General features: G+C 55.5%; 21 protein-coding genes and 4 tRNA genes. 22 read left to right on the plus strand and 3 right to left on the minus strand.

The window, feature by feature from the left end; all coding sequences use genetic code 11:
• Positions 1–236: 236 nt before the first annotated feature.
• Positions 237–842, minus strand: a complete 606-nt coding sequence (locus RUM_RS06145; protein ID WP_015558310.1) for a hypothetical protein — start codon at positions 840–842, stop codon at positions 237–239.
• Positions 843–1,116: 274 nt separating this feature from the next.
• Between RUM_RS06145 and hydG the strand changes: the two genes are divergently transcribed.
• Positions 1,117–2,532: a [FeFe] hydrogenase H-cluster radical SAM maturase HydG gene (hydG, locus tag RUM_RS06150; protein WP_015558311.1), complete on the plus strand. Its 1,416-nt coding sequence runs from the start codon at positions 1,117–1,119 to the stop codon at positions 2,530–2,532.
• A gap of 63 nt (positions 2,533–2,595) precedes the next feature.
• Positions 2,596–3,768, plus strand: coding sequence for a [FeFe] hydrogenase H-cluster maturation GTPase HydF (hydF, locus tag RUM_RS06155; RefSeq protein ID WP_015558312.1), 1,173 nt, complete (start codon positions 2,596–2,598; stop codon positions 3,766–3,768).
• 21 nt (positions 3,769–3,789) lie between these two features.
• Here hydF and RUM_RS06160 read toward each other — a convergent pair whose 3' ends face one another.
• Positions 3,790–3,996 carry a DUF6774 domain-containing protein gene (locus RUM_RS06160; protein WP_015558313.1) on the minus strand — a complete coding sequence of 69 codons (207 nt, stop codon included), beginning with the start codon at positions 3,994–3,996 and terminating at the stop codon, positions 3,790–3,792.
• Positions 3,997–4,010: 14 nt separating this feature from the next.
• Positions 4,011–4,763: a PP2C family protein-serine/threonine phosphatase gene (locus tag RUM_RS06165; RefSeq protein WP_015558314.1), complete on the minus strand. Its 753-nt coding sequence runs from the start codon at positions 4,761–4,763 to the stop codon at positions 4,011–4,013.
• Between the two features lie 226 nt (positions 4,764–4,989).
• On the opposite strand from RUM_RS06165, the gene RUM_RS06170 reads away from it, so the two are divergent.
• The 20 genes from RUM_RS06170 to plsX all read left to right on the plus strand — a co-directional run bounded on the left by RUM_RS06170 (position 4,990) and on the right by plsX (position 20,566).
• Positions 4,990–5,799 (plus strand): amidohydrolase family protein, encoded by an 810-nt coding sequence (locus RUM_RS06170; protein WP_242821758.1) that lies wholly within the window; start codon positions 4,990–4,992, stop codon positions 5,797–5,799.
• A gap of 150 nt (positions 5,800–5,949) precedes the next feature.
• Positions 5,950–6,252, plus strand: a complete 303-nt coding sequence (locus RUM_RS06175; protein ID WP_015558315.1) for a YerC/YecD family TrpR-related protein — start codon at positions 5,950–5,952, stop codon at positions 6,250–6,252.
• Entirely contained in the window at positions 6,242–6,997 is a 756-nt protein-coding gene (locus tag RUM_RS06180; protein ID WP_015558316.1) for a class I SAM-dependent DNA methyltransferase, read from the plus strand. Before RUM_RS06175 ends, RUM_RS06180 begins: the two co-directional genes overlap by 11 nt.
• Positions 6,998–7,006: 9 nt before the next feature.
• Positions 7,007–7,876: an Hsp33 family molecular chaperone HslO gene (hslO, locus tag RUM_RS06185; RefSeq protein ID WP_015558317.1), complete on the plus strand. Its 870-nt coding sequence runs from the start codon at positions 7,007–7,009 to the stop codon at positions 7,874–7,876.
• An 83-nt stretch (positions 7,877–7,959) separates the two neighbouring features.
• Positions 7,960–8,035: transfer RNA gene (locus tag RUM_RS06190), tRNA-Val, on the plus strand.
• 4 nt (positions 8,036–8,039) lie between these two features.
• A tRNA-Asp gene (locus tag RUM_RS06195) sits at positions 8,040–8,116 on the plus strand.
• A 2-nt stretch (positions 8,117–8,118) separates the two neighbouring features.
• Positions 8,119–8,194, plus strand: a tRNA-Gly gene (locus tag RUM_RS06200).
• A gap of 63 nt (positions 8,195–8,257) precedes the next feature.
• Positions 8,258–8,331 (plus strand) — tRNA-Cys (locus RUM_RS06205).
• A 148-nt stretch (positions 8,332–8,479) separates the two neighbouring features.
• Positions 8,480–9,100, plus strand: a complete 621-nt coding sequence (locus RUM_RS06210) for an NUDIX hydrolase N-terminal domain-containing protein (RefSeq protein WP_015558318.1) — start codon at positions 8,480–8,482, stop codon at positions 9,098–9,100.
• 25 nt (positions 9,101–9,125) lie between these two features.
• Positions 9,126–10,595 carry a peptidylprolyl isomerase gene (locus RUM_RS06215; protein ID WP_015558319.1) on the plus strand — a complete coding sequence of 490 codons (1,470 nt, stop codon included), beginning with the start codon at positions 9,126–9,128 and terminating at the stop codon, positions 10,593–10,595.
• A gap of 29 nt (positions 10,596–10,624) precedes the next feature.
• Positions 10,625–11,722: a DUF3048 domain-containing protein gene (locus RUM_RS06220; RefSeq protein ID WP_015558320.1), complete on the plus strand. Its 1,098-nt coding sequence runs from the start codon at positions 10,625–10,627 to the stop codon at positions 11,720–11,722.
• 263 nt (positions 11,723–11,985) lie between these two features.
• Positions 11,986–12,627: a stage II sporulation protein R gene (gene spoIIR, locus RUM_RS06225; RefSeq protein WP_015558321.1), complete on the plus strand. Its 642-nt coding sequence runs from the start codon at positions 11,986–11,988 to the stop codon at positions 12,625–12,627.
• Between the two features lie 171 nt (positions 12,628–12,798).
• A complete protein-coding gene (gene infC, locus RUM_RS06230; protein WP_041326647.1) occupies positions 12,799–13,323 on the plus strand; it encodes a translation initiation factor IF-3 in 525 nt (174 codons plus the stop codon).
• Positions 13,324–13,341: 18 nt separating this feature from the next.
• A complete protein-coding gene (rpmI, locus tag RUM_RS06235) occupies positions 13,342–13,545 on the plus strand; it encodes a 50S ribosomal protein L35 (RefSeq protein ID WP_015558323.1) in 204 nt (67 codons plus the stop codon).
• A 71-nt stretch (positions 13,546–13,616) separates the two neighbouring features.
• The gene (gene rplT, locus RUM_RS06240) at positions 13,617–13,973 is read left to right on the plus strand and encodes a 50S ribosomal protein L20 (RefSeq protein ID WP_015558324.1); all 357 of its coding nucleotides are present in this window, start codon (positions 13,617–13,619) and stop codon (positions 13,971–13,973) included.
• A gap of 95 nt (positions 13,974–14,068) precedes the next feature.
• A complete protein-coding gene (locus RUM_RS06245) occupies positions 14,069–14,872 on the plus strand; it encodes a TrmH family RNA methyltransferase (protein WP_162094099.1) in 804 nt (267 codons plus the stop codon).
• Positions 14,869–16,095: a DNA-processing protein DprA gene (gene dprA / locus RUM_RS06250; RefSeq protein WP_015558325.1), complete on the plus strand. Its 1,227-nt coding sequence runs from the start codon at positions 14,869–14,871 to the stop codon at positions 16,093–16,095. Before RUM_RS06245 ends, dprA begins: the two co-directional genes overlap by 4 nt.
• Before the next feature lie 40 nt (positions 16,096–16,135).
• On the plus strand, positions 16,136–18,217 hold the full coding sequence (topA, locus tag RUM_RS06255; protein WP_015558326.1) for a type I DNA topoisomerase: 2,082 nt from the start codon (positions 16,136–16,138) through the stop codon (positions 18,215–18,217).
• Positions 18,214–19,542 carry a methylenetetrahydrofolate--tRNA-(uracil(54)-C(5))-methyltransferase (FADH(2)-oxidizing) TrmFO gene (gene trmFO / locus RUM_RS06260; RefSeq protein WP_015558327.1) on the plus strand — a complete coding sequence of 443 codons (1,329 nt, stop codon included), beginning with the start codon at positions 18,214–18,216 and terminating at the stop codon, positions 19,540–19,542. Before topA ends, trmFO begins: the two co-directional genes overlap by 4 nt.
• Positions 19,508–20,566, plus strand: a complete 1,059-nt coding sequence (plsX, locus tag RUM_RS06265; RefSeq protein WP_015558328.1) for a phosphate acyltransferase PlsX — start codon at positions 19,508–19,510, stop codon at positions 20,564–20,566. The genes trmFO and plsX overlap by 35 nt, the downstream gene beginning before the upstream one ends.
• Positions 20,567–20,578 lie beyond the last annotated feature (12 nt).

The following is a 20,578-nucleotide window of genomic DNA, read 5'->3' on the forward strand; positions in this document are numbered from 1 at the left end:
TTTTCATCCCTCCTTTATGTAATATTCGGGATCACCGGTGTAATCTTAGTGTACCATAAGAGCAGAAAAAACACAAGTGCCGAAAAGGAATAAATTCAACCAAATTGGACGGATTTCACCGCTTTTTTGAAACCTCGTCATCCGGGCATGGGCGCAATCGCCGGTTCTGCGCCGGGTGAGATGCGTGATTTCCGGTGTATGCTCCCGTATTCTTTTATATGCTCCTGCATACGCCGTTATCCTTCCGGGTGATCCTGTACCACTTCTCCATGGGTTTCAATCACATCTCCCTGCCCGTTGGGATGGTTCCCGGCATGTGGCATGTTCTGTGCCGGTTCCTGCTGTCGCAGGCGGCGAAACAATAGAGCATAGCCCAGATACAGGACAAAGGCACGGGGAGAGAACACCTTGGACACTGCCAGCACGCCATATACGATCATGCCTACCAGGGCGCCTTTTTTGGCGTATGGCACATAAAAGCCCAACAGAGCCAGCACCCCGAACCGAAATGCATGGATCAGGTAATACAGCCAGAGGATCTTGCTGAAAAAGCCGGGAATGCCGGTGACGATGCTTTGAGCCGGAGCCTGGAGCAGCCGCAGACTGAGCCACAGGGATGGCAGTACCCAGAGGGCTTCCAGTACCGCCATGCTCCGGATCATGAAGGTTTCGCTTCGGTTCAGAAGCAGGCACACACCGGTGATGATGTATGCCATAGGTATGAAAGAGTCGATGCTGATGGTTCCCGTGGAAAAGCCCATGCCCGGCAGAAAGGTCAGGGAGCAGATGCCCAGCAGTATCAACAGGCCGCCGCTGATTTTTTTGATGCGTTCCGTATTCATGTACATCCTCCTTTGTAATTGTGCATACAGTATACCGGAAAAGGATTGATTTTGTCAAGGCGGGATTGCGTATTGCATTTTCAGACAATCCGTGCTATAATAGTACCGTAACCTGAATGCAGCCCAGACAGGGAACACCTTGCAAAAACTGAACCCGAAGTGAGACTGAGGGGAAAGGCGAAGCAACTGCGATGACTGAACCCCATCGCGGCTTCTGCGCCTTTGCAGGAGCCGCTTTTTTGCGTCTCCTGGAAGAAAGGAGTAATGGAAAAGTATGTATGATGTAAAATCCATGTGCGCCGATGATTTTATCAACGACGATGAAATCCGGGACACTCTGGCTTATGCAGATGCCCACAAGGCGGATGTGGAGCTGATCGATCAGATCATTGAAAAGGCAAAGCTGCGGAAGGGTCTGACCCACCGGGAGGCTTCCGTGCTGCTGGCATGCGAGCTGCCGGACAAGCTGGCGGAGGTATACGAACTGGCGGAGCAGATCAAGCTGGACTTTTACGGCAACCGGATCGTGATTTTTGCCCCTCTGTACCTGTCCAACTATTGCGTCAACGGCTGTGTGTACTGTCCCTATCATATGAAGAACAAGCACATTGCCCGGAAGAAGCTGACCCAGGAGGAGGTTGCCCGGGAGGTCATTGCCCTGCAGGACATGGGGCATAAGCGGCTTGCCATTGAAGCCGGAGAGGATCCGGTGAACAACCCCATTGAATATATTCTGGATTGCATCAATACCATCTATTCGATCAAGCACAAGAACGGTGCCATCCGCCGGGTCAATGTAAATATTGCAGCCACTACGGTGGAAAACTACCGCCGTCTGAAGGATGCGGGCATCGGTACTTATATCCTGTTCCAGGAAACCTATCACAAGGAAAGCTATCTGAAGCTGCATCCCACCGGTCCCAAGCATGACTACAACTACCATACCGAAGCCATGGATCGTGCCATGGAGGGCGGTATTGATGATGTGGGACTGGGCGTCCTGTTTGGTCTGGAGCTGTATCGGTATGAGTTTGCCGGACTGCTGATGCATGCGGAGCATCTGGAGGCGGTACATGGGGTGGGCCCCCATACGATTAGCATGCCTCGGGTCAAGCATGCGGATGACATTGATCCCAACGCTTTTGATAACAGCATCAGCGACGAGATTTTTGCAAAGCTGTGTGCTCTGATCCGGATCGCAGTGCCCTATACCGGCATGATTATTTCCACCCGGGAAAGCCAGGATGTCCGGGAAAAGCTGCTGCGACTGGGCATTTCCCAGGTCAGTGGCGCATCCAGAACCTCCGTGGGAGGCTATTGCGAGGAGGAACGTCCCCACGATACGGAGCAGTTTGACGTATCCGACCAGCGTACCCTGGATGAGGTGGTGTGCTGGCTGATGGACATGGGGTATATTCCCTCCTTCTGCACCGCATGCTACCGGGAGGGCAGAACCGGTGACCGGTTCATGCAGCTTTGCAAGAGCAAGCAGATCCAGAACTGCTGCCACCCCAATGCGCTGATGACCTTGGACGAATACCTGGAGGATTATGCGTCCCCCCACACCAGAGAGGTGGGCAGGGCATTGATCCAGAAGGAGATTCCCACCATCCCCAGCCAGAAGGTACAGCAGATCGTCCGGGAGAATCTGGACAAGATCAAACAGGGCAGCCGGGATTTCCGGTTCTGAGCAAAAAGCACAAGGGCGTGCTGCGAATCCCGCAGTGCGCCCATTTTTATAGGAGGTATGCATATGAGTCTGAATGAAACCCCGTCCGCTGACCGGCTGCACATTGCTTTTTTCGGCAAGCGCAATGCCGGAAAATCCAGTCTGATGAATGCTGTGACCAATCAGCCCATGGCTATCGTGTCCGACACTCCGGGCACCACCACCGATCCGGTGAGCAAGGCTATGGAGCTGCTGCCCCTGGGGCCGGTGCTGATGATCGACACCGCCGGTCTGGATGATACAGGAGAGCTGGGCAGCCAGCGGGTACACAAAAGCATGCAGGTCATGCGGAAAACGGATCTTGCGATACTGGTCACCAATGGGGCAGAGCCGTTGGATGTAATTGAGCTTGCGTTGCTGGAGCAGCTGAACAGCCGGAGCATTCCCTATGTGCTGGTGCGGAACAAGTGTGATCTCACTGACCGCCGGGATGGGGAAGGGGTCTTTGTCAGTGCCCGCACCGGAGAGGGCATTGATGCTCTGAAGCAGGCGATGATCCAGGCAGTGCCCAGGGAGGAATCCCCCCGGCTGGTGGGGGATCTGCTGGCGCCGGGGGATCTGGTGGTGCTGGTGATCCCCATTGACGAAGCCGCTCCCAAGGGTCGGATCATCCTGCCCCAGCAGCAGGTGCTGCGGGACGTGCTGGATGCTCACGCCAGCGCAGTGGTGTGTCAGACAGAGGATCTGCCCAGAACCCTAAGCACTTTGAATACGCCGCCCAGGATCGTCATCACCGACAGCCAAGCGTTCGGTCAGGTGTCCAGGGATACCCCGGAATCCGTTCCTCTGACCTCCTTCTCCATTCTCATGGCACGGGCGAAGGGGAATCTTTCCGCCATTGCCGCCGGTGCCATGGCGGCGGATCATTTGCAGGACGGGGATCGGATCTTAGTATCCGAGGGCTGTACCCATCATCGGCAGTGCGGGGATATCGGCACCGTGAAGCTGCCTGCATGGCTGAAAAAGCACAGCGGAAGGCAGTTGGAATTTGACTTTACCAGCGGTACGGATTTTCCGGAGCAGCTGGAGCAGTATGCTATGGTGGTGCATTGCGGCGGCTGCATGCTGAACACCCGGGAGGTACGGTACCGGTATGCCCTTTCCAGATCCCAGGGGGTGCCCATGACCAATTACGGGATTCTCATTGCACATATGAAGGGGATCCTTGCCCGGAGCATTGCACCCTTTGGGCTGTAAGCATAAAAAATGCGCAGGCGGTTATGCCTGCGCATTCGTTTGTTCAGATGAATCCTTCTGCCGCCTTGCATTGCAGAGTCCACGCTGCACGGCGATCAGCGCCAGGGTATCTCCCAACTGGGTGAACATGGCTGCCATAACGGCAAGCTCATCATCGTCCATCCTGCATGCCAGGCTGTTGGCAGCAGCTGTGACTGCAGCGGTCAGGGTACAGGCATCCAAGGGCATCACCTCAGTACAGCCTATGCTTCAAAGAATACCATTGCCACAATGGTCACATTGTCCTTGCCGCCCTTTTTCAGCGCCAGGGCAATGAGCCGCTCCAGCCGCCGGGGCAGAGGCAGGGGCAGTGCCAGGATCTCCTCCATTTCTGAAGGGGATACCACATCGGACAGACCGTCCGTGCACAGCAGCAGCACATCTCCGTATGCCATCCGCTCTCCTGCATGCTGGATATCCGGGGTGGGGGTGTGGGACAGGTTGCCCATCACCGGGGAAATAATGTGCCGGTAGGCGTGGGTTTTCTGCTCCTCTTTGGTAATGGTGCCTTCCTTGTAGAGCATTTGCACCAGGGACTGATCCGTGGAAAGCTGCCGCATTTTTGCGTTCCGGTACCGGTATAGCCGGGAATCACCCACGTTGAAAAAATGCAGCAGATTGTTTTCGTCTACACCGATGCCGCAGAAGGTTGCCTGCATGTTCCGGGTCTCGCTGTTGCCGGCGCCGTACTGGGCAAGCAGATTGTGCACATCCTCCAGCTTGCGTTCCATATTGGTCTTTCTGGAAAAGCGGATGCTGCTGATGAGATTCAGACATTGCCGGGAGGCGACTTCACCGGATGCCTCTCCGGATACCCCATCGGAGACCCCAAGCAGAAAAGGGGGCGCCAGCTTTGCTTCCAATGCCCCGTCGGTGATCACGGTCTTATGGATCAGAAACGCATCCTCGTTGTGGGGCATGACGCCCTGACTTGTAATGCCGCAGCAGTAGTACATTTGTTGTGATCATGTCCTTTCTTGTCTCTCTGTATGCAGCGAATTCCTGCACCCATGATTATACCGTATTTTTTCGTGAATTTCAATAAGAATTCCTTTACAAGTTGGTGACAAATTCTAAAGACGGACTTGCGCAATCTGCTGCTGCATGTTACAATAGAAGCAGCCGCAAAGGGCGGCGGGACGGCGGTTTGCCGTCCGGATTACCGGAAAAGAGGAATGCACCTTGCAAAAGTTTCAATGCGAAGAATTTGAGATTATGGACGCCCACACACATATTTTTCCGCCAAAAATTGCAGAAAAGGCAACGGTGAATATCGGACATTTTTATGATATTCCCATGGCGGAGGAGGGCAATGCAGAGCGGCTGCTCCAGTGCGGTGCCAAGATCGGCACCAAGCGGTACCTGGTCTGCTCCACCGCCACCACCAGTCATCAGGTGGAAAGCATCAACGATTTTATTGCAGAGGAATGCGGCAAGCATCCGGAATTTTACGGCTTTGGCACCCTGCACCCGGATTACGCTGACCTGGAGGGGGAAACCAACCGGATTATCCGTCTGGGGCTGCACGGCATCAAGCTGCACCCGGATTTTCAGCGCTTTGACATAGACAGTCCCGGCGCATACAAAATCTATGAGCAGATCGCAGGCAGGCTGCCGGTGCTGATCCATATGGGGGATGACCGGTATGCTTATTCCAAGCCGGAGCGGCTGGCACGGGTGATGCAGGATTTTCCCACTTTGCGGGTCATGGCGTCCCATCTTGGCGGATACCGCTGCTGGGAGGAGGCACGGGAGTGTCTGCGGGGCAATGCCAATATCCGCTTTGACACCAGCAGCTCCCTGCCGATGCTGGATCCTGCATATGCCCGGAAGCTCATAGAGCACTACGGCGTGGAAAACTGCATGTTTGGTACGGATTTTCCCATGTGGGAGCCAACGGAGGAGTTTGCACGATTTATGAATCTGGGGTTCGGCTTTGCGGACAACCAGAGGATGCTCAGTGGAACATTCAAGGAGTGGTTCGGGTTATAAGGCAGCATGCCCAAAGCCCGTCCGGCGGCTCTGTGCAATATTACCATAATCCGAGCTTGCATCCCATTGTCCATTGAAATTCCCTCTTTACTTTTCCATTTTAGTGTGCTAAAATAATTGGAAAGGAAAGATGTTCACGGAGGATTGACTATGAACAATAAATTAAAGGAATTCGGCGTAGATGCTTTGTTTGAAGCGGTTCTGACCCTGGAAACCATGGAGGAATGCTACAAGTTCTTTGAGGATCTCTGTACCGTACAGGAACTGAAGGCCATTTCCCAGCGGCTGCAGGTGGCGAAAATGCTGAACGAGCATCATGTGTATACGGATATCGTGGCGGCAACCGGCGCCAGCACTGCCACCATCAGCCGGGTGAACCGTTCGCTCATCAACGGTTGTGATGGCTACAGCATTGTGTTCAGCCGCATGAAGGATCACGAACATGAACAGTGACCGGAGCTACAGCGTCTTTGCCCGGTACTACGATCTGCTGACGGAGAACGTAGATTACGAAGCCCGGGCGGCATATCTGGACGAGCTGATCCGCCAACTGCATCCGGTGGAGGACTGTGTGCTGCTGGATCTTGCCTGCGGCACCGGCACTCTGTCGGAGGCTATGGCACGCCGGGGCTATGACGTGATCGGGGTGGACGGCTCCGGAGACATGCTCAACGAGGCAGTGGAGAAGAAGTGCGAAAGTGGTCTGCCCATTCAGTATGTGTGCCAGGACATGCGCCGTCTGGAACTGTACGGTACAGTGGACGTGACCATCTGCATGCTGGACAGTCTGAACCACCTGCCGGGGCTTCCGGATATTCAGAATGTGTTCCGCCGGGTGAGTCAATATACGGAACCGGGAGGGCTGTTCCTGTTTGACGTGAACACCCTGCACAAGCATCGGGTGACTCTGGGGGATCAGGTGTTCCTGTTTGACCTGGACGAGGTCTACTGTGTGTGGGAAAACCGGTTTGACGGGGATGCTACGGTGACCATCACCCTGGACTTTTTTGAATCCGGGGACGGGGAGCATTATACCCGCACGACGGAGCAGTTCCGGGAGCGGGCATACCCCCGGCAGGTACTGGAACAGGCGCTGGAGGATGCGGGCTTTGCAGTGGAAGCGGTATACGGGGCGGACAGTCTGGATCCCCCCACAGAGAATACGGATCGGCTGATTTTTGCAGCCAGAAAGAAATGAGGAAGTAACATGGGACAGCTGAAACGAGTGATCTCTGCGGATGGATCCGTGGTAGCGGCAGCAGTGGATGCAACGGATCTGGTGGCGCAGATTGAACAGCTTCATCAAACATCCGCAGTGGTCACTGCGGCATTGGGCAGGCTTTCGGTGGCTGCCTCCATGATGGGCTACAGTCTGAAGGGGGACAAGGAGTCCGTGACCATCCGGGTGGATGGGGATGGTCCTGCCGGTCAACTGGTGGCTGTGGCAGATGCCGGAGGCAACGTGAAATGTTACGCTTCCCATCCGGTGGTGGAGCTGCCTCTGAATGCCAAGGGTAAGCTGGATGTAGGGGGCGCAGTGGGCAGAAACGGCACCCTGTCCGTGGTGAAGGATCTGAATCTGAAGGAGCCTTATGTTGGCATGGTGCCCCTGGTGTCCGGAGAGATCGCAGAGGACATCACCAGCTATTACGCAGTCAGCGAGCAGATTCCTACCGTGTGCGGTCTGGGGGTACTGGTGAACCCGGATCTGACCGTGCAGGCGGCGGGGGGATATCTGGTGCAGCTTTTGCCCTTTGCGGATGAAGCATGCATCCAAACCCTGGAGGACAACGTGAACCGGCTGCCTTCCGTGACCCAGATGCTCACCAGTGGCATGATGGCGGAGCAGATTGCTATGGCATTGCTGGAGGGACTGAACCCGAATCTGTTGGACGAGGCGGAGGTTGCATACCGGTGCGATTGCAGCCGGGAGCGCACCAAGGGGGTGCTGGCAAGCCTGGGGAAGCAGGATTTGGAGGATATTGCGTCCAAGCAGGAGGAGATCCAGGTTTGCTGTCATTTCTGCAACAAGGTGTACTCCTTCACGCCCCAGGAAGTACGGGAATTAGAAAAATAAAAAACTTTCTAAAAACGCTTGACAAACGGATGTAATGCGTGTATAATATTTATTGTCGCTGAACGATTCGCTTCAGCGAGTGTGGGAGCTTAGCTCAGCTGGGAGAGCATCTGCCTTACAAGCAGAGGGTCATAGGTTCGAGCCCTATAGCTCCCACCACTTTGGCCTGGTAGTTCAGTTGGTTAGAACGCCGCCCTGTCACGGCGGAGGTCGTGAGTTCGAGTCTCATCCAGGTCGCCACTGCGGATTTAGCTCATCTGGTAGAGCGCCACCTTGCCAAGGTGGAGGTAGCGAGTTCGAGCCTCGTAATCCGCTCCAAATTTTTTCTTCCGTTGGTATCAAAACGGGTCTTTGTGCGTAGAATATATCAGGCACAAAAACGGCGCTATAGCCAAGTGGTAAGGCAAGGGTCTGCAACACCCTCATCCCCAGTTCAAATCTGGGTGGCGCCTCCAAAGGATCTTCCGAATCGCTTCGGAAGATCTTTTTTTGTGCCTATATGAGGCTCTTTGTGCTAAATGCCGAAAAGGGGCTTTACAAATGAGATGAATTGTGATAAAATGATACATGCTATATGCGAAACTGGTCGAAATGAGGGATGGTATGGCGCAGAATCTGATCTGGCTTGACTGGGCTGTGCGCCTGCAGGCGCTGGCACAGGCAGGGCTTTATTACGGAAAGGATCCCTTTGACCGGGAACGGTATGCGGAGATTCGCAGCATTGCCGCCCAGATGATTGCCCACCAGGGGGAGATGCCCTTTGAAAAGGTACAGGGTCTGTTCTGCTGTGAAACCGGCTACCAGACTCCGAAGCTGGATACCCGGGCAGCCATCTTCCGGGATGACCGGATCCTGCTGGTACAGGAGAAGAACGGCACCTGGTCCCTGCCGGGCGGTTGGGTGGATGTGGATCTGTCCGTGCTGGAAAATGTGGTCAAGGAAGTCCGGGAGGAAGCCGGACTGGATGTGACGGCGGATCTGGTGATCGCCGTGCAGGACCGGGAAAAGCATAACCAGCCGGTTTATGCATATAAAATATGTAAGATCTTTGTCCGGTGCACCGTCATCGGGGGCGCATTCCGGGAAAATACCGAAACCGTTGCCAGCGACTACTTTTCGCTGGATGCTCTGCCGCCTCTGGCAGAGGAGAAGAACAACCGGGAACAGATTGCAATGTGCTTTGCGGCGCAGCATGCAGAGCATTGGAAAACCCTGCTGGATTAGCGGCGGATAGAAAGGAACAAAAGATATGGCGAATTCAAAAAAGCTGAAAAAACAAAGCAAGCCCAAGCAACTGCCTGCCCATGTGGAGAAAAAACGGGAACAGGAGCGTGCGGCTGCCAAAAAGGCAAAGCGGAGCCGGATCTGGAAGCGGATCGGCATTGCCGCAGGGGCGGTGCTGCTGGTGGGAGGCATTGCCTGGGGGACTATTTTTGCGGTGCAGCGCAGCGGCATTCTGCTACATAACCGGGTGGCAATGTCCAGTGAGCACTTTGAAGTCAACAACGCCATGATGGACTATTATTATGTCGAGCTGGAGAAATCCTTCTTTGCCAGCGGTACGGATTATCTCAAGCGCATCGGGGTGGATCCGAACAAATCCCTGAAGGAGCAGAAGTACCAGGGGGATACCACCTGGTTTGATTATCTGATGCAGACCGTTACCTCCAACAACGAGCAGATGCTGGTGCTGCTGGAGGAAGCCACTGCCCAGGGCATGACCCTGGATGACACGGAAAAGGCGGATCTGGAGCAGAAGCTGTCCCAGATCAATCTGAAGGATTATGCCACCGGGGTGCGGATGGAGGATGTGCGCAAGGCGGTGGAGTATTCCCTGATCGCCACCAAGTACAGCAACAAGATTCTGGCGGATACCAAGACCAAGGAGTCGGACTGGGAAGCGTATTACGCAGAGCATGCGGATGACTACTTGCAGTTGGATGCCATGTCCTACGCCTTTACCATCAGCGAGGAGGGCATGACCGCAGAGGAAGCCATGGAGCAGGCGAAGCTTCTGGATCAGACTACCAGCAAGGAAGCCTTTGAGACCTGGGTGAAGCAGTATCTGACCGGCACCGGGGTTGCAGAGGATGTTGCCGCCCAGACTGTGGAAAAATGCAAGACCACCGGTGCTCTGTCCAGCTTTGGGGATGAGGTGACCGCATGGGCAAAAGCGGATACTACAAAGCCGGGGGACACCTACATTGCCCAGAGCGACACTGCATGCAAGGTGTACCTGCTGCTGAGCAAGCCGGCACGGGATGAACAGCTTACGGTGGACATCCGGCATATTCTCCTGTCCACGGAGAAATGCGGCTCTGCGGAGGCTGCTCTGGAGCGGGCAAAGGCTGTGCTGGAGGAATGGAAGAACGGCGCTGCCAATGAGGCAAGCTTTGCGGAGCTTGCAAAGCAGTATTCGGCGGACGGTTCTGCCAGCAGCGGCGGTCTGTACGAGATGGTATATCCCGGAGAAATGGTAGAGGAGTTCGATCAGTGGTGCTTTGACGAGAGCCGGAAGGATGGGGACACGGACATTGTGGAAACCCAGTACGGCGCCCATGTGATGTACTTTGTAAAGCACAGTCTGCCCAAGTGGGAGGCGGATATCAGCGGCAAGCTGGACAATGAAGGCTATAAGGCTGCATACGATGAATTGGTAAAGGCACATCCGGTTACCAAGAACGATGAGAATATCGCAAAGGTTGCGAATGAGCGCTGAGGGCGCTCGGCTGAAAGGGAGTCTTTCAAATGAAGATCAGAAGAATTGCGGCAATTCTGTTGGCATGCACACTGCTGACCGCAGCAGGATGCGGAAACAAGCAGGAGGAGTCCTCTGGCATGGCATCGACACCGGCTACCACTGCCGGGACACAGCAGACGGCGGCTGAAACCGAGCCTGCGGAACCGGCAACAGAGGCGGTTTCCGCAGTGCACAATCCCCTGACCGGGGAGACCGGCTATAACCAGGACGCAGTGGGGAAACGACCCATTGCGGTAATGGTGAACAATGTAAAACCCTCCCTGCCTCAGTACGGCATTGCGGCGGCGGACATCATTTACGAAATTCCGGTGGAGGGGGGGATTACCCGGCTCATGGCGGTGTATGCGGACTACACGAACCTGCCGGATATCTGCTCTGTGCGCAGTTGCCGGTATTACTACCCGATCCTGGCATACGGCATGGATGCCATTTACTGCCACTGGGGCTGTGACCAGACCATCGCCAAGGATACGCTGGAGCGTCTGGGCATTGACCGGATGGATGGCGGCGGCATTGCCAATAAGGTGATCTTCTTCCGGGATCCTGACCGGGTGGGCAAGTACAACACGGAGCATACAGGGTATCTGAAGGGGGATGCGGTGCCGGATGCCATTGACCAGTTCGGCTTCCGGACGGATACCACCGCCGAAGATGCATTCCGGTTCCTGGATCCGGAAAAGCCGGAAAAGCCGGACGGGGAAAGCTGTGAAACGGTGAATGCTGCATTCTCTGACCAGTATTTCAGCACCTTTACCTACGATGCGTCCAGCGAGACCTATCTCAAGCAGCATTCCGGCAAGCCCCACATGGATCAGAAGGCTGACAAGCAGCTTGCTTTTACCAACGTGATCCTGCTGCAGACGGATATTCACACCCGGCCGGACGGCTATCTGATGGATGTGGCACTGAAGGGGGGCACGGGCTACTACATTTCCTTGGGGGAAGCCCAGGAGATCAAGTGGACAAAGGACGCAGAAGATCAGCCCATCCGGCTTTTTGACCAGAGCGGTAAGGAACTGTCCGTGAATGCAGGCAAAAGCTACATTGGTCTGATCGGTACCAACCGCCCCATTACGATTTCTTAAGGTAATACCGCACAAAGAATGTGTGGTAGATGTGCCAACAGATTTTTCGTCAGATTGCATAGAAACGACGCAGGAATACTGGCGTATTGCAAGGAGTTTCTGTGTGATATGACGGAAAATACGTCAGCAGATGCTGCGCATAGCCGACAGGTGGGCTTTGTGCGGTGTTGCCTTAAGGCTAGAAGGGGAGAGGAATCTCCCTTTTTTCTTTGCATGTATATTTTGCTGCCGGCTGGGCATATTCCAGTCGGAGGCGATGTAACATGAAACGACTGGAACTGATTTTACTGGCTGGACTTTTGGGTGCGATCCTTTATGCAAATGTAAGCAGTGTATCCCGCACGGTGGACAAGCTGCAGGCACAGGTGCTGCGGCTGCACATCCTTGCAAACTCCGACAGTGAGGAAGATCAGGCGCTGAAGCTGGCAGTCCGGGACAGACTTCTGTCCTGTTCGGAGGAGCTGTTCGGGGATGCGCAGACCCTGGAGGAGGCCTATGATGCCGCCCAGAGCAAGCTGGACCGGATCCGGGAGATTGCCCGGCAGGTAGTGCAGGAGCAGGGCTTTACTTATGACGTGGAGGCGGAGCTGGTGGAGATGCCCTTTGATGAGCGGGTGTATGAGGATCTGACCATGCCGGCCGGGGAGTATGAGGCGCTGCGGATCACCATCGGGGAGGCGGAGGGTCACAACTGGTGGTGCGTGATGTATCCGCCCCTGTGCATCCCGGCGGCAGAGTCGGTGCGGAGCGATGCAGACCAGGCGGAAGCGTATTTCGACCAGGGGGAGTATGATCTGCTGACCAATCCCCGGCGGTACCGGGCAAGACTTAAGTGCGCAGAGGTGTTTTCCCGGCTCTGGGACAGGATCAGAGAAAGTGCGGACGAATTTGAAAAAAGTACTTGACAAACGATGCAAAAGGGTATATACTATTACAGTAAAAACAAAGCAGGACTTTCTGTTCTCACCGCCCGTGCATGCATGGTTCGGTCAATATGAACCCATTTTACATGGAATTCGTATGAGTGCAGGATGCTTTCTGCACTCATTTTTGTTTTGAAAACTGACTTGGAGGTGCTGGAAATTAGCAAACAGGAACATCAGATCAACGAAGAGATCCGGGACCGTGAGGTGCTGGTAATCGACGATCAGGGAACAAAGCTGGGTGTGCTTTCCGCAAAGGAAGCGCAGAAGATCGCCTATGACAAGAATCTGGATCTGGTCAAGATCGCGCCCCAGGCGACTCCGCCTGTGTGCCGGATCATGGACTACGGCAAGTTCTGCTTTGAGCAGGCAAAGCGGGAAAAGGAAGCCCGCAAGAACCAGAAGGTTGTGGAGATCAAGGAAATCCGTATGTTTTCTGCGATTGATACCCACGATTTCAACACAAAGGTCAACCAGGCTATCAAATTCCTGCAGTCCGGCGACAAGCTGAAGGTTTCCGTCCGGTTCCGCAAGCGTGCGATTGCGCATCCCCACCTGGGTGAGGAGCTGCTGGCTCGTTTCCGTGAAGCATGCGGCGACATTGCTGTCGTGGATAAGCCGGCAAAGATGGAGGGTCGCAGCATCGTGATGTTCATGTCACCGAAGGCATCCAAGTAATTGAAGGAGGACTATACAATGGCAAAGGTTAAGGTTAAAACGCATTCCGGAGCAAAGAAGCGCTTCAAGGTAACCGGTTCCGGTAAGGTGAAGTATCAGCACACCAACAAGAGACACAGACTGACCCAGAAGGACACCAAGCGGAAGAGAATCGCACGGGGCGCCGGCATCTGCGACTGCACAAACGCACCGACCATCAAGAAGCTCGTTCCCTATCTCTAAGATCCGGCTGCCGGGTCTGCGGAATGCAGTTTCAGATTTTCTGAGTAAATATATTTTGGAGGTATAAGACAATGGCACGAGTGAAGGGTGCAATGGCAACTCGCAAGAGAAGAAATAAAACATTAAAGCTGGCTAAGGGCTACTGGGGCAATAAGAGCAAGCACTTCAAGATGGCCAAGCAGGCCGTTATGAAGTCCGGCAACTACGCTTACATCGGCCGTAAGCAGAAGAAGAGAGATTTCCGGGCACTGTGGATCACCAGAATTTCCGCAGCATGCAAGCTCAACGGCATGAATTATTCCACATTCATGAACGGCTGCAAGAAGGCTGGGATCACACTCAACAGAAAGATGCTGTCTGAGATCGCAATCAACGACGCTGCCGGTTTCACAAAGATTACTGAGCAGGCAAAGGCTGCGCTTCAGTAAGTACATGAACCAAGTGCCTTTCCGTGCGTTTGTGCGGAAAGGCATCCTTATATATGCGGCTCCGTCCGGTACAGTTCAGAAACGGAGGTGTACGATTGCAACACAACACTGTTTTGTCCTCAAAGGACAATGTGAATATCAAACGCTACCAGAAGCTTGCTGCCTCGAAAAAGGAGCGGTACGCCGATGGTCTATTTGTGTTGGAGGGGGTACGGCTCGTCCAGGATGCATTGCTGGAGCAGGCACAGCTGGAGTGTCTGATGGTGACGGAATCGGCTTTGGAAAAGTATCCTGCATTCCTTGCGCAGGCTGATTTGAGGGAAGTACGTTTGCTGGTTATTTCAAATGAGCTTGGCGCAAAAATCGCCCAGACTGAGCAGCCCCAGGGCGTGTTTGCCCTTTGCCGGATGCCCCGGCAGGAGGATTACCAGCCGGTGCTGTACCGGGGCGGACATTTTCTGATGCTCCACCAGTTACAGGATCCGGGCAATCTGGGCATGATCCTGCGGACGGCGGACGCCCTGGGCATTGACGGGGTGTTTCTGTGCGGCTGCTGCGACGTGTACAGCCCCAAGGTCATCCGTGCCACCATGGGTTCTGTGTTCCGGGTGCCATTATGGCAGGAACCGGATACGGACAGGCTCCTTTGCCGAATGCAAGCGGCTGGGGTACATACCTATGCGGCAGTGATCGATCCGGACGCACGGGAGCTGCGTAGCTGTGACTTCAATGGCAGCGCTGCTGTGATGATCGGCAACGAAGGCAACGGCATCCCGGCACAGTTGGCGGATGCCTGTGATACCCGGCTGACCATCCGGATGCAGGGGCATATTAACTCTCTGAATGCGGCAATGGCAGCGGGAATCATTCTTTGGGAATTACAGGGGGGACAGGTATGAACGAGACAAGGTACTGGTTGTGGCTGAGCCTGGTGTTCGGCGCAGGAAATCCCCGGGTATGGCAGCTACTGGATCATTTCGACAGCGCCCATGACGCCTTTTTCGCCCTGCGGGAGGGAGAGGTCACCGGGCTGACGCCTGCGGAGGAGCGTGCTGCCCGGACAGCCCATCTGGAACAGGTGGATGCGGTGATCGAATACTGTCAGCGCAATGGGATCACCATTACTGCCTTTGACCAGGCGGAGTATCCTGCCATTCTCCGGAGCATTTACAATCCGCCTCTGGTGCTGTTTTCCCTGGGGCATCTGGAGCTTCTGCGGGATTACATCGGTATGACCGTGGTGGGCACCCGGCGCCCCAGCCCTTACAGCCTGCGGGTTACAGAGGCGTTGGCAGGAGGGCTTGCGGAATGCGGCATGACCATCGTCAGCGGCTTTGCCCTGGGTGTGGATTCTGCCGCCCATCGGGCTGCCCTGCGGCGGAATCTGCCTACAGTTGCAGTACTGGGTTGCGGTATCAACGTGAATTATCCCAAGGAAAATGCGGAGCTGAAGGAGCAGATGACCGAAAGCGGACTGATCCTGACGGAATTCCTGCCGGGTACCCAGCCTATGGGCAGCAATTTCCCCAAGCGGAACCGGGTGCTCAGCGGTCTGTCCCTGGGTACTGTTGTGGTGGAGGCTGCCATTGGCAGCGGTTCCCTGATTACCGCAGAGCATGCGGCGGATCAGGGTAGGGATGTGTTCTGCGTGCCTCCGGCAGATATTCTGGATCGCCGGTATGCAGGGGTGTTCCGCTACTTGCGGGACGGGGCGATCCCGGTGTTCACACTGAACGATATCTTGAACGAATATTACACCACCTATCCGCATAAACTATCGACGCCTGTGGATCCCCCCTATGAGGCAAAGCGCAGCCAGTCGGCGGTGCTGTCCCAGGAGGAGGAATTGCCGCCGCCTGTGGTGAAGCCCAAAAAGCAGCCAGAGCAGTCCGCAGAACCGGAGCAGCCGGAAACAACGGCAAAGCCCAAGGGAGATCGAAGCAGTCTGGATCTGTTGCAGACAGCCATTGTGAATTGCCTGGAACAGGAGGGCAAGATGCATGCGGATGTGCTTGCTACCCGGCTGGAGCTGAGCATGGAGGATCTGATGATGTCCCTGACGGAGCTGGAGTTGATGGGGGTCGTGACCTCTCTGTTCGGCAAGGTGTATGAATTAAATTAGAAAGGAGTTTTCTGCCCGGTGGGGCGGAAAATGCAGATATATGTCTAACTTAGTAATTGTGGAGTCTCCTGCCAAGGCAAAGACCATTCAGAAATACCTGGGCGGGGATTATGATGTGATTGCCTCTATGGGACATGTACGGGATTTGCCCAAGTCCAAATTTGGTGTGGATGTGGAGCATGACTTTGCCCCCCAGTACATGGACATGAAGGGCAAGGAGGACGTGATCAAGGATCTGAAGAAGCACGCCAAAAAGGCGGACAAGATCTATCTGGCAACGGACCCGGACCGTGAGGGAGAAGCGATTTCCTGGCATCTGGCGCAGATGCTGAACCTGAATATGGAGGACAACAACCGGGTGGCATTCAACGAAATCACCCAGGCTGGCGTCCGGAACGGTATGAGCCACCCCCACAAGATCGATGTGGATCTGGTGAATGCCCAGCAGGCACGGCGGATTCTGGATCGGATCGTGGGCTATCAGCTGAGTCCCTTCCTGTGGAAAAAGGTGAAGCGGGGATTGTCCGCCGGTCGGGTACAGTCCGTAGCCGTGCGGCTTGTGGTGGATCGGGAAAATGAAATCCGGGCATTCAAGACCCAGGAATACTGGTCCATTGACGCAAAGCTCACCGCTCCCTCCAGCCGGAAGGTGTTTGCGGCAAAGCTTGCAACCATCGACGGGCAGAAGGCAGAGCTTGCCACCAAGGAGCAGACCGACGGCATCCTCCAGACCCTGGAGCAGGCGCAGTTTACGGTTGCCGGGGTCAAGAAGCGGGTCACCAACAAGCAGCCTGCGCCCCCCTTCATTACCTCTACCCTCCAGCAGGACGCCTCCCGGCGGCTGGGTTTCCAGGCTAAGCGCACCATGAAGGCTGCCCAGGAGCTGTACGAAGGCGTGGAGATCGAGGGCATGGGTGCAGTGGGTCTGATCACCTACATGAGAACGGACAGCCTGCGTATTTCCGACGAGGCAAAGGCTGCTGCGGCTGCATACATTGAGCAGACCTACGGCAAGCAGTATCTGCCCCCCACGCCCCGGGTGTTCAAGTCCAAGAAGAATGCTCAGGACGCTCACGAAGCCATTCGTCCCTCCATGCCGGATCTGACGCCGGAGCGGGTGAAGAACAGTCTGACGACGGATCAGTTCAAGCTGTATAAGCTGATCTGGGAGCGGTTCATCGCCAGCCAGATGGCAAACGCCCAGCTGAATACGGTTTCTGCGGATATTACTGCCGGAAACTGCGGCTTTAAGGCATCCGGCTACTCTGTGAAGTTTGAGGGCTTTACGGTGTTGTATGAGGAATCCAAGGATGCGGACGCAGAGGACAACAAGGTGCTGCCTCCTCTGGAGCAGGGAGATCTGCTGAAGGTCAAGAGCCTGGATGGGAACCAGCATTTTACCCAGCCTCCGGCAAGATACTCCGAAGCCACCCTCATCAAGGCACTGGAGGAAAACGGAATCGGCAGACCGAGTACCTATGCCCCCACCATCACTACCATCCTGTCCCGGCTGTATGTGGAGCGGGACGGCAAGCAGCTGCGACCCACCGCACTGGGTGAGGTCATCACCGAGCTGATGAAGGAGCATTTCAAGCATATTGTAGATGCCAAGTTCACGGCGAAGATGGAAACGGATCTGGACCGGGTGGAGCATGGGGACTGCGACTGGGTATCCATGCTGCATGGATTCTACGATGACTTTGAAAAAACCCTGTCCAAGGCGGAGGTTGCCATGGAGGGCAAGCGGGTAAAGGTGCCGGACGAGGAGACCGATGTGGTATGCGAGCTGTGCGGCAAGAAGATGGTCATCAAGATCGGCAGATTCGGCAAGTTCCTGGCATGCCCCGGATTCCCGGAGTGCCGGAACACCAAGAAGATCGTTCAGGAAACCAAGGGTACCTGCCCTTTGTGCGGCAAGAAGATCGTGCTGAAAAAATCCAAGAAGGGCAGAAGCTTTTACGGCTGCGACAACTACCCCAACTGCAATTTCATGACCTGGAGCACCCCGGTGGAGGATACCTGCCCCAAGTGTGGCTGTACCCTGTTCAAGAAGGGTGGGCGTTCCGGTAAGCTGGTATGCGAAAAGCCCGGCTGCGGCTTTGAGCGGAGCCTGAAGGAATGATCCGGGTCATCGGTGCCGGGCTTGCCGGCTGCGAGGCTGCCTGGCAGATCGCCCAGGCGGGTCTGTCGGTGGCTCTGTATGACATGAAGCCAAAGAAGCATACTCCTGCCCACCATGCGGACACCTTTGCAGAGCTGGTGTGCTCTAATTCTCTGAAGGCGTCCCGGCTGGATTCTGCCCCTGGCATGTTGAAAGCGGAAATGGAACGGCTGGGCTCCCTGCTGGTGCCCTGTGCAAAGGCAACCGCAGTGGAGGCAGGGGGCGCTCTTGCGGTGGAGCGGCATGCGTTTTCCCGAATGGTAACGGAGAAAATCCGCTCACACCCGAATATCATGATTTGTGAGGAAGAGGTGGAGCGGATCCCGGAGGGGAAGGTCATTCTTGCCACCGGCCCTCTGACGGCGGATACCCTGGCAAGGGAGATCGCTTTGATTTGTGGGGAGCAGCTGAGCTTTTATGACGCTGCCGCCCCCATTGTCACCCGGGAAAGCCTGGACGAAAGCCGCATATTTTACGCCTCCCGGTACGGGAGAGGAGATGCGGATTACATCAACTGCCCCATGGAAAAGCCGGAGTATGAGGCGTTTTATGAAGCCTTGATCGGGGCGGAGTCTGCTCCCCTGAAGGAATTCGACAAGGCGGCATTCCGGGTGTACGAGGGCTGTATGCCCATTGAAGTGCTGGCAAAGCGTGGGGCGGATACGATGCGGTTCGGCCCGCTGAAGCCGGTGGGACTGACGGATCCCCATACCGGGCGGCGACCCTATGCAGTGGTGCAGCTGCGCAAGGAAAACCGGGAGGGCACTCTGTATAATCTGGTGGGATTTCAGACCAATCTGAAATTCGGAGAGCAGAAACGGGTATTTTCCATGATTCCCGGGCTTGCCCATGCGGAGTTTATGCGCTATGGAGTCATGCACCGGAATTCCTTTCTGAACAGTCCCAGGCTGCTGACGGATACGTATTGCATGCGGACAAACCCGGATCTGTACTTTGCCGGACAGATCACCGGCGTGGAGGGATATATGGAATCTGCCGGCAGCGGACTGGTTGCCGGACTGAACATGGTTCGGGCTGTACAGGGGAAACCGCCGCTGCATCTGCCCCGGGAGACTATGCTGGGGGCGCTGGCGGCACATGTCAGCGACAGCTACAACGAAAAATACCAGCCCATGGGGGCGAATATGGGGATCCTGCCGGAGCTGCCGGAGCGGATCCGGGACAAGAAAGCAAAATACATGGCGCTGGCACAGCGGGGCATGCAGGCACTGGAGGCATTGCTGACGGAGGATGCGGCGCAGACTGGAACGGAATGGGGTGTTTGACCAGATGAATATCATTGTAGACGCATTCGGCGGAGATCATGCTCCCCAGGCAGTGATCCAGGGCGCTGCCATGGCGGTGCAGCAGCTGGGGGTGGAGATCACTCTGGTGGGGGATGAGCAGATCATCCGGAAAACGGCTGAGGAGCAGGGCACATCTCTGGAACAGATCCGGATCCTGCACACCGACGAGGTATTCGAGATGCACGAGGAGCCTACCTCCATCCTGAAGGCCCACAAGAACTGCTCTATGGCGGTGGGACTGCGGGCATTGCGGGATGACCAGGGGGATGCTTTCGTATCCGCCGGCAGTACCGGTGCTCTGGTGGTAGGTGCTACCTTCCTTGCAAAGCGCAGCCCCGGCATCAAGCGTGCGGCACTGGCACCTTTGCTCCCCACTGCAAAGGGAGTCAGCATGCTCATCGACTGCGGTGCCAATGCGGACTGCCGACCGGAGATGCTGGTGCAGTTTGCTCTGATGGGCAGTGCCTATATGAAGAACGTCATGGGCGTGGAGAATCCGGCGGTGGGTCTTGTGAATATCGGTTCGGAGGATACCAAGGGCAGAGAGCTGGAGATCGAGACCTATCACCGGCTGCAGGAGGCACCGGTCAACTTCCGGGGCAACCTGGAGGCACGGGAGATCCCCGGAGGCGAGTATGATGTGATCGTTACCGACGGCTTTACGGGAAACGTGATCCTGAAGCTGTATGAGGGCATGGGTTCCTTTTTTGCACATAAGCTCAAGGACGTGTTCAGCGGAGTCAGTGGCAAGCTGTCCGCAGCATTGGTGCTGCCCCGGATCAAGGCGTTCAAAAAACAGATGGATTACAGCGAGGTGGGCGGCGCTGTGCTGATGGGGATCGCAAAGCCCGTGATCAAAGCCCATGGCAGTTCGGATGCCCGGGCGTTTTACAATGCCATCCGGCAGGCAAAGGCTTGTGTGGATGAGAAAATGATAGTGACACTTACCGCATCGGTTGCGGCGCTGCAGGCTATGGAGGAGAAGAAAATTGAAAGAGCATGAGGCAGGGAATAC

The sequence above is a fragment of the Ruminococcus champanellensis 18P13 = JCM 17042 genome (genome assembly GCF_000210095.1).
GTDB classification, from domain to species: Bacteria; Bacillota; Clostridia; order Oscillospirales; family Ruminococcaceae; genus Ruminococcus_F; species Ruminococcus_F champanellensis.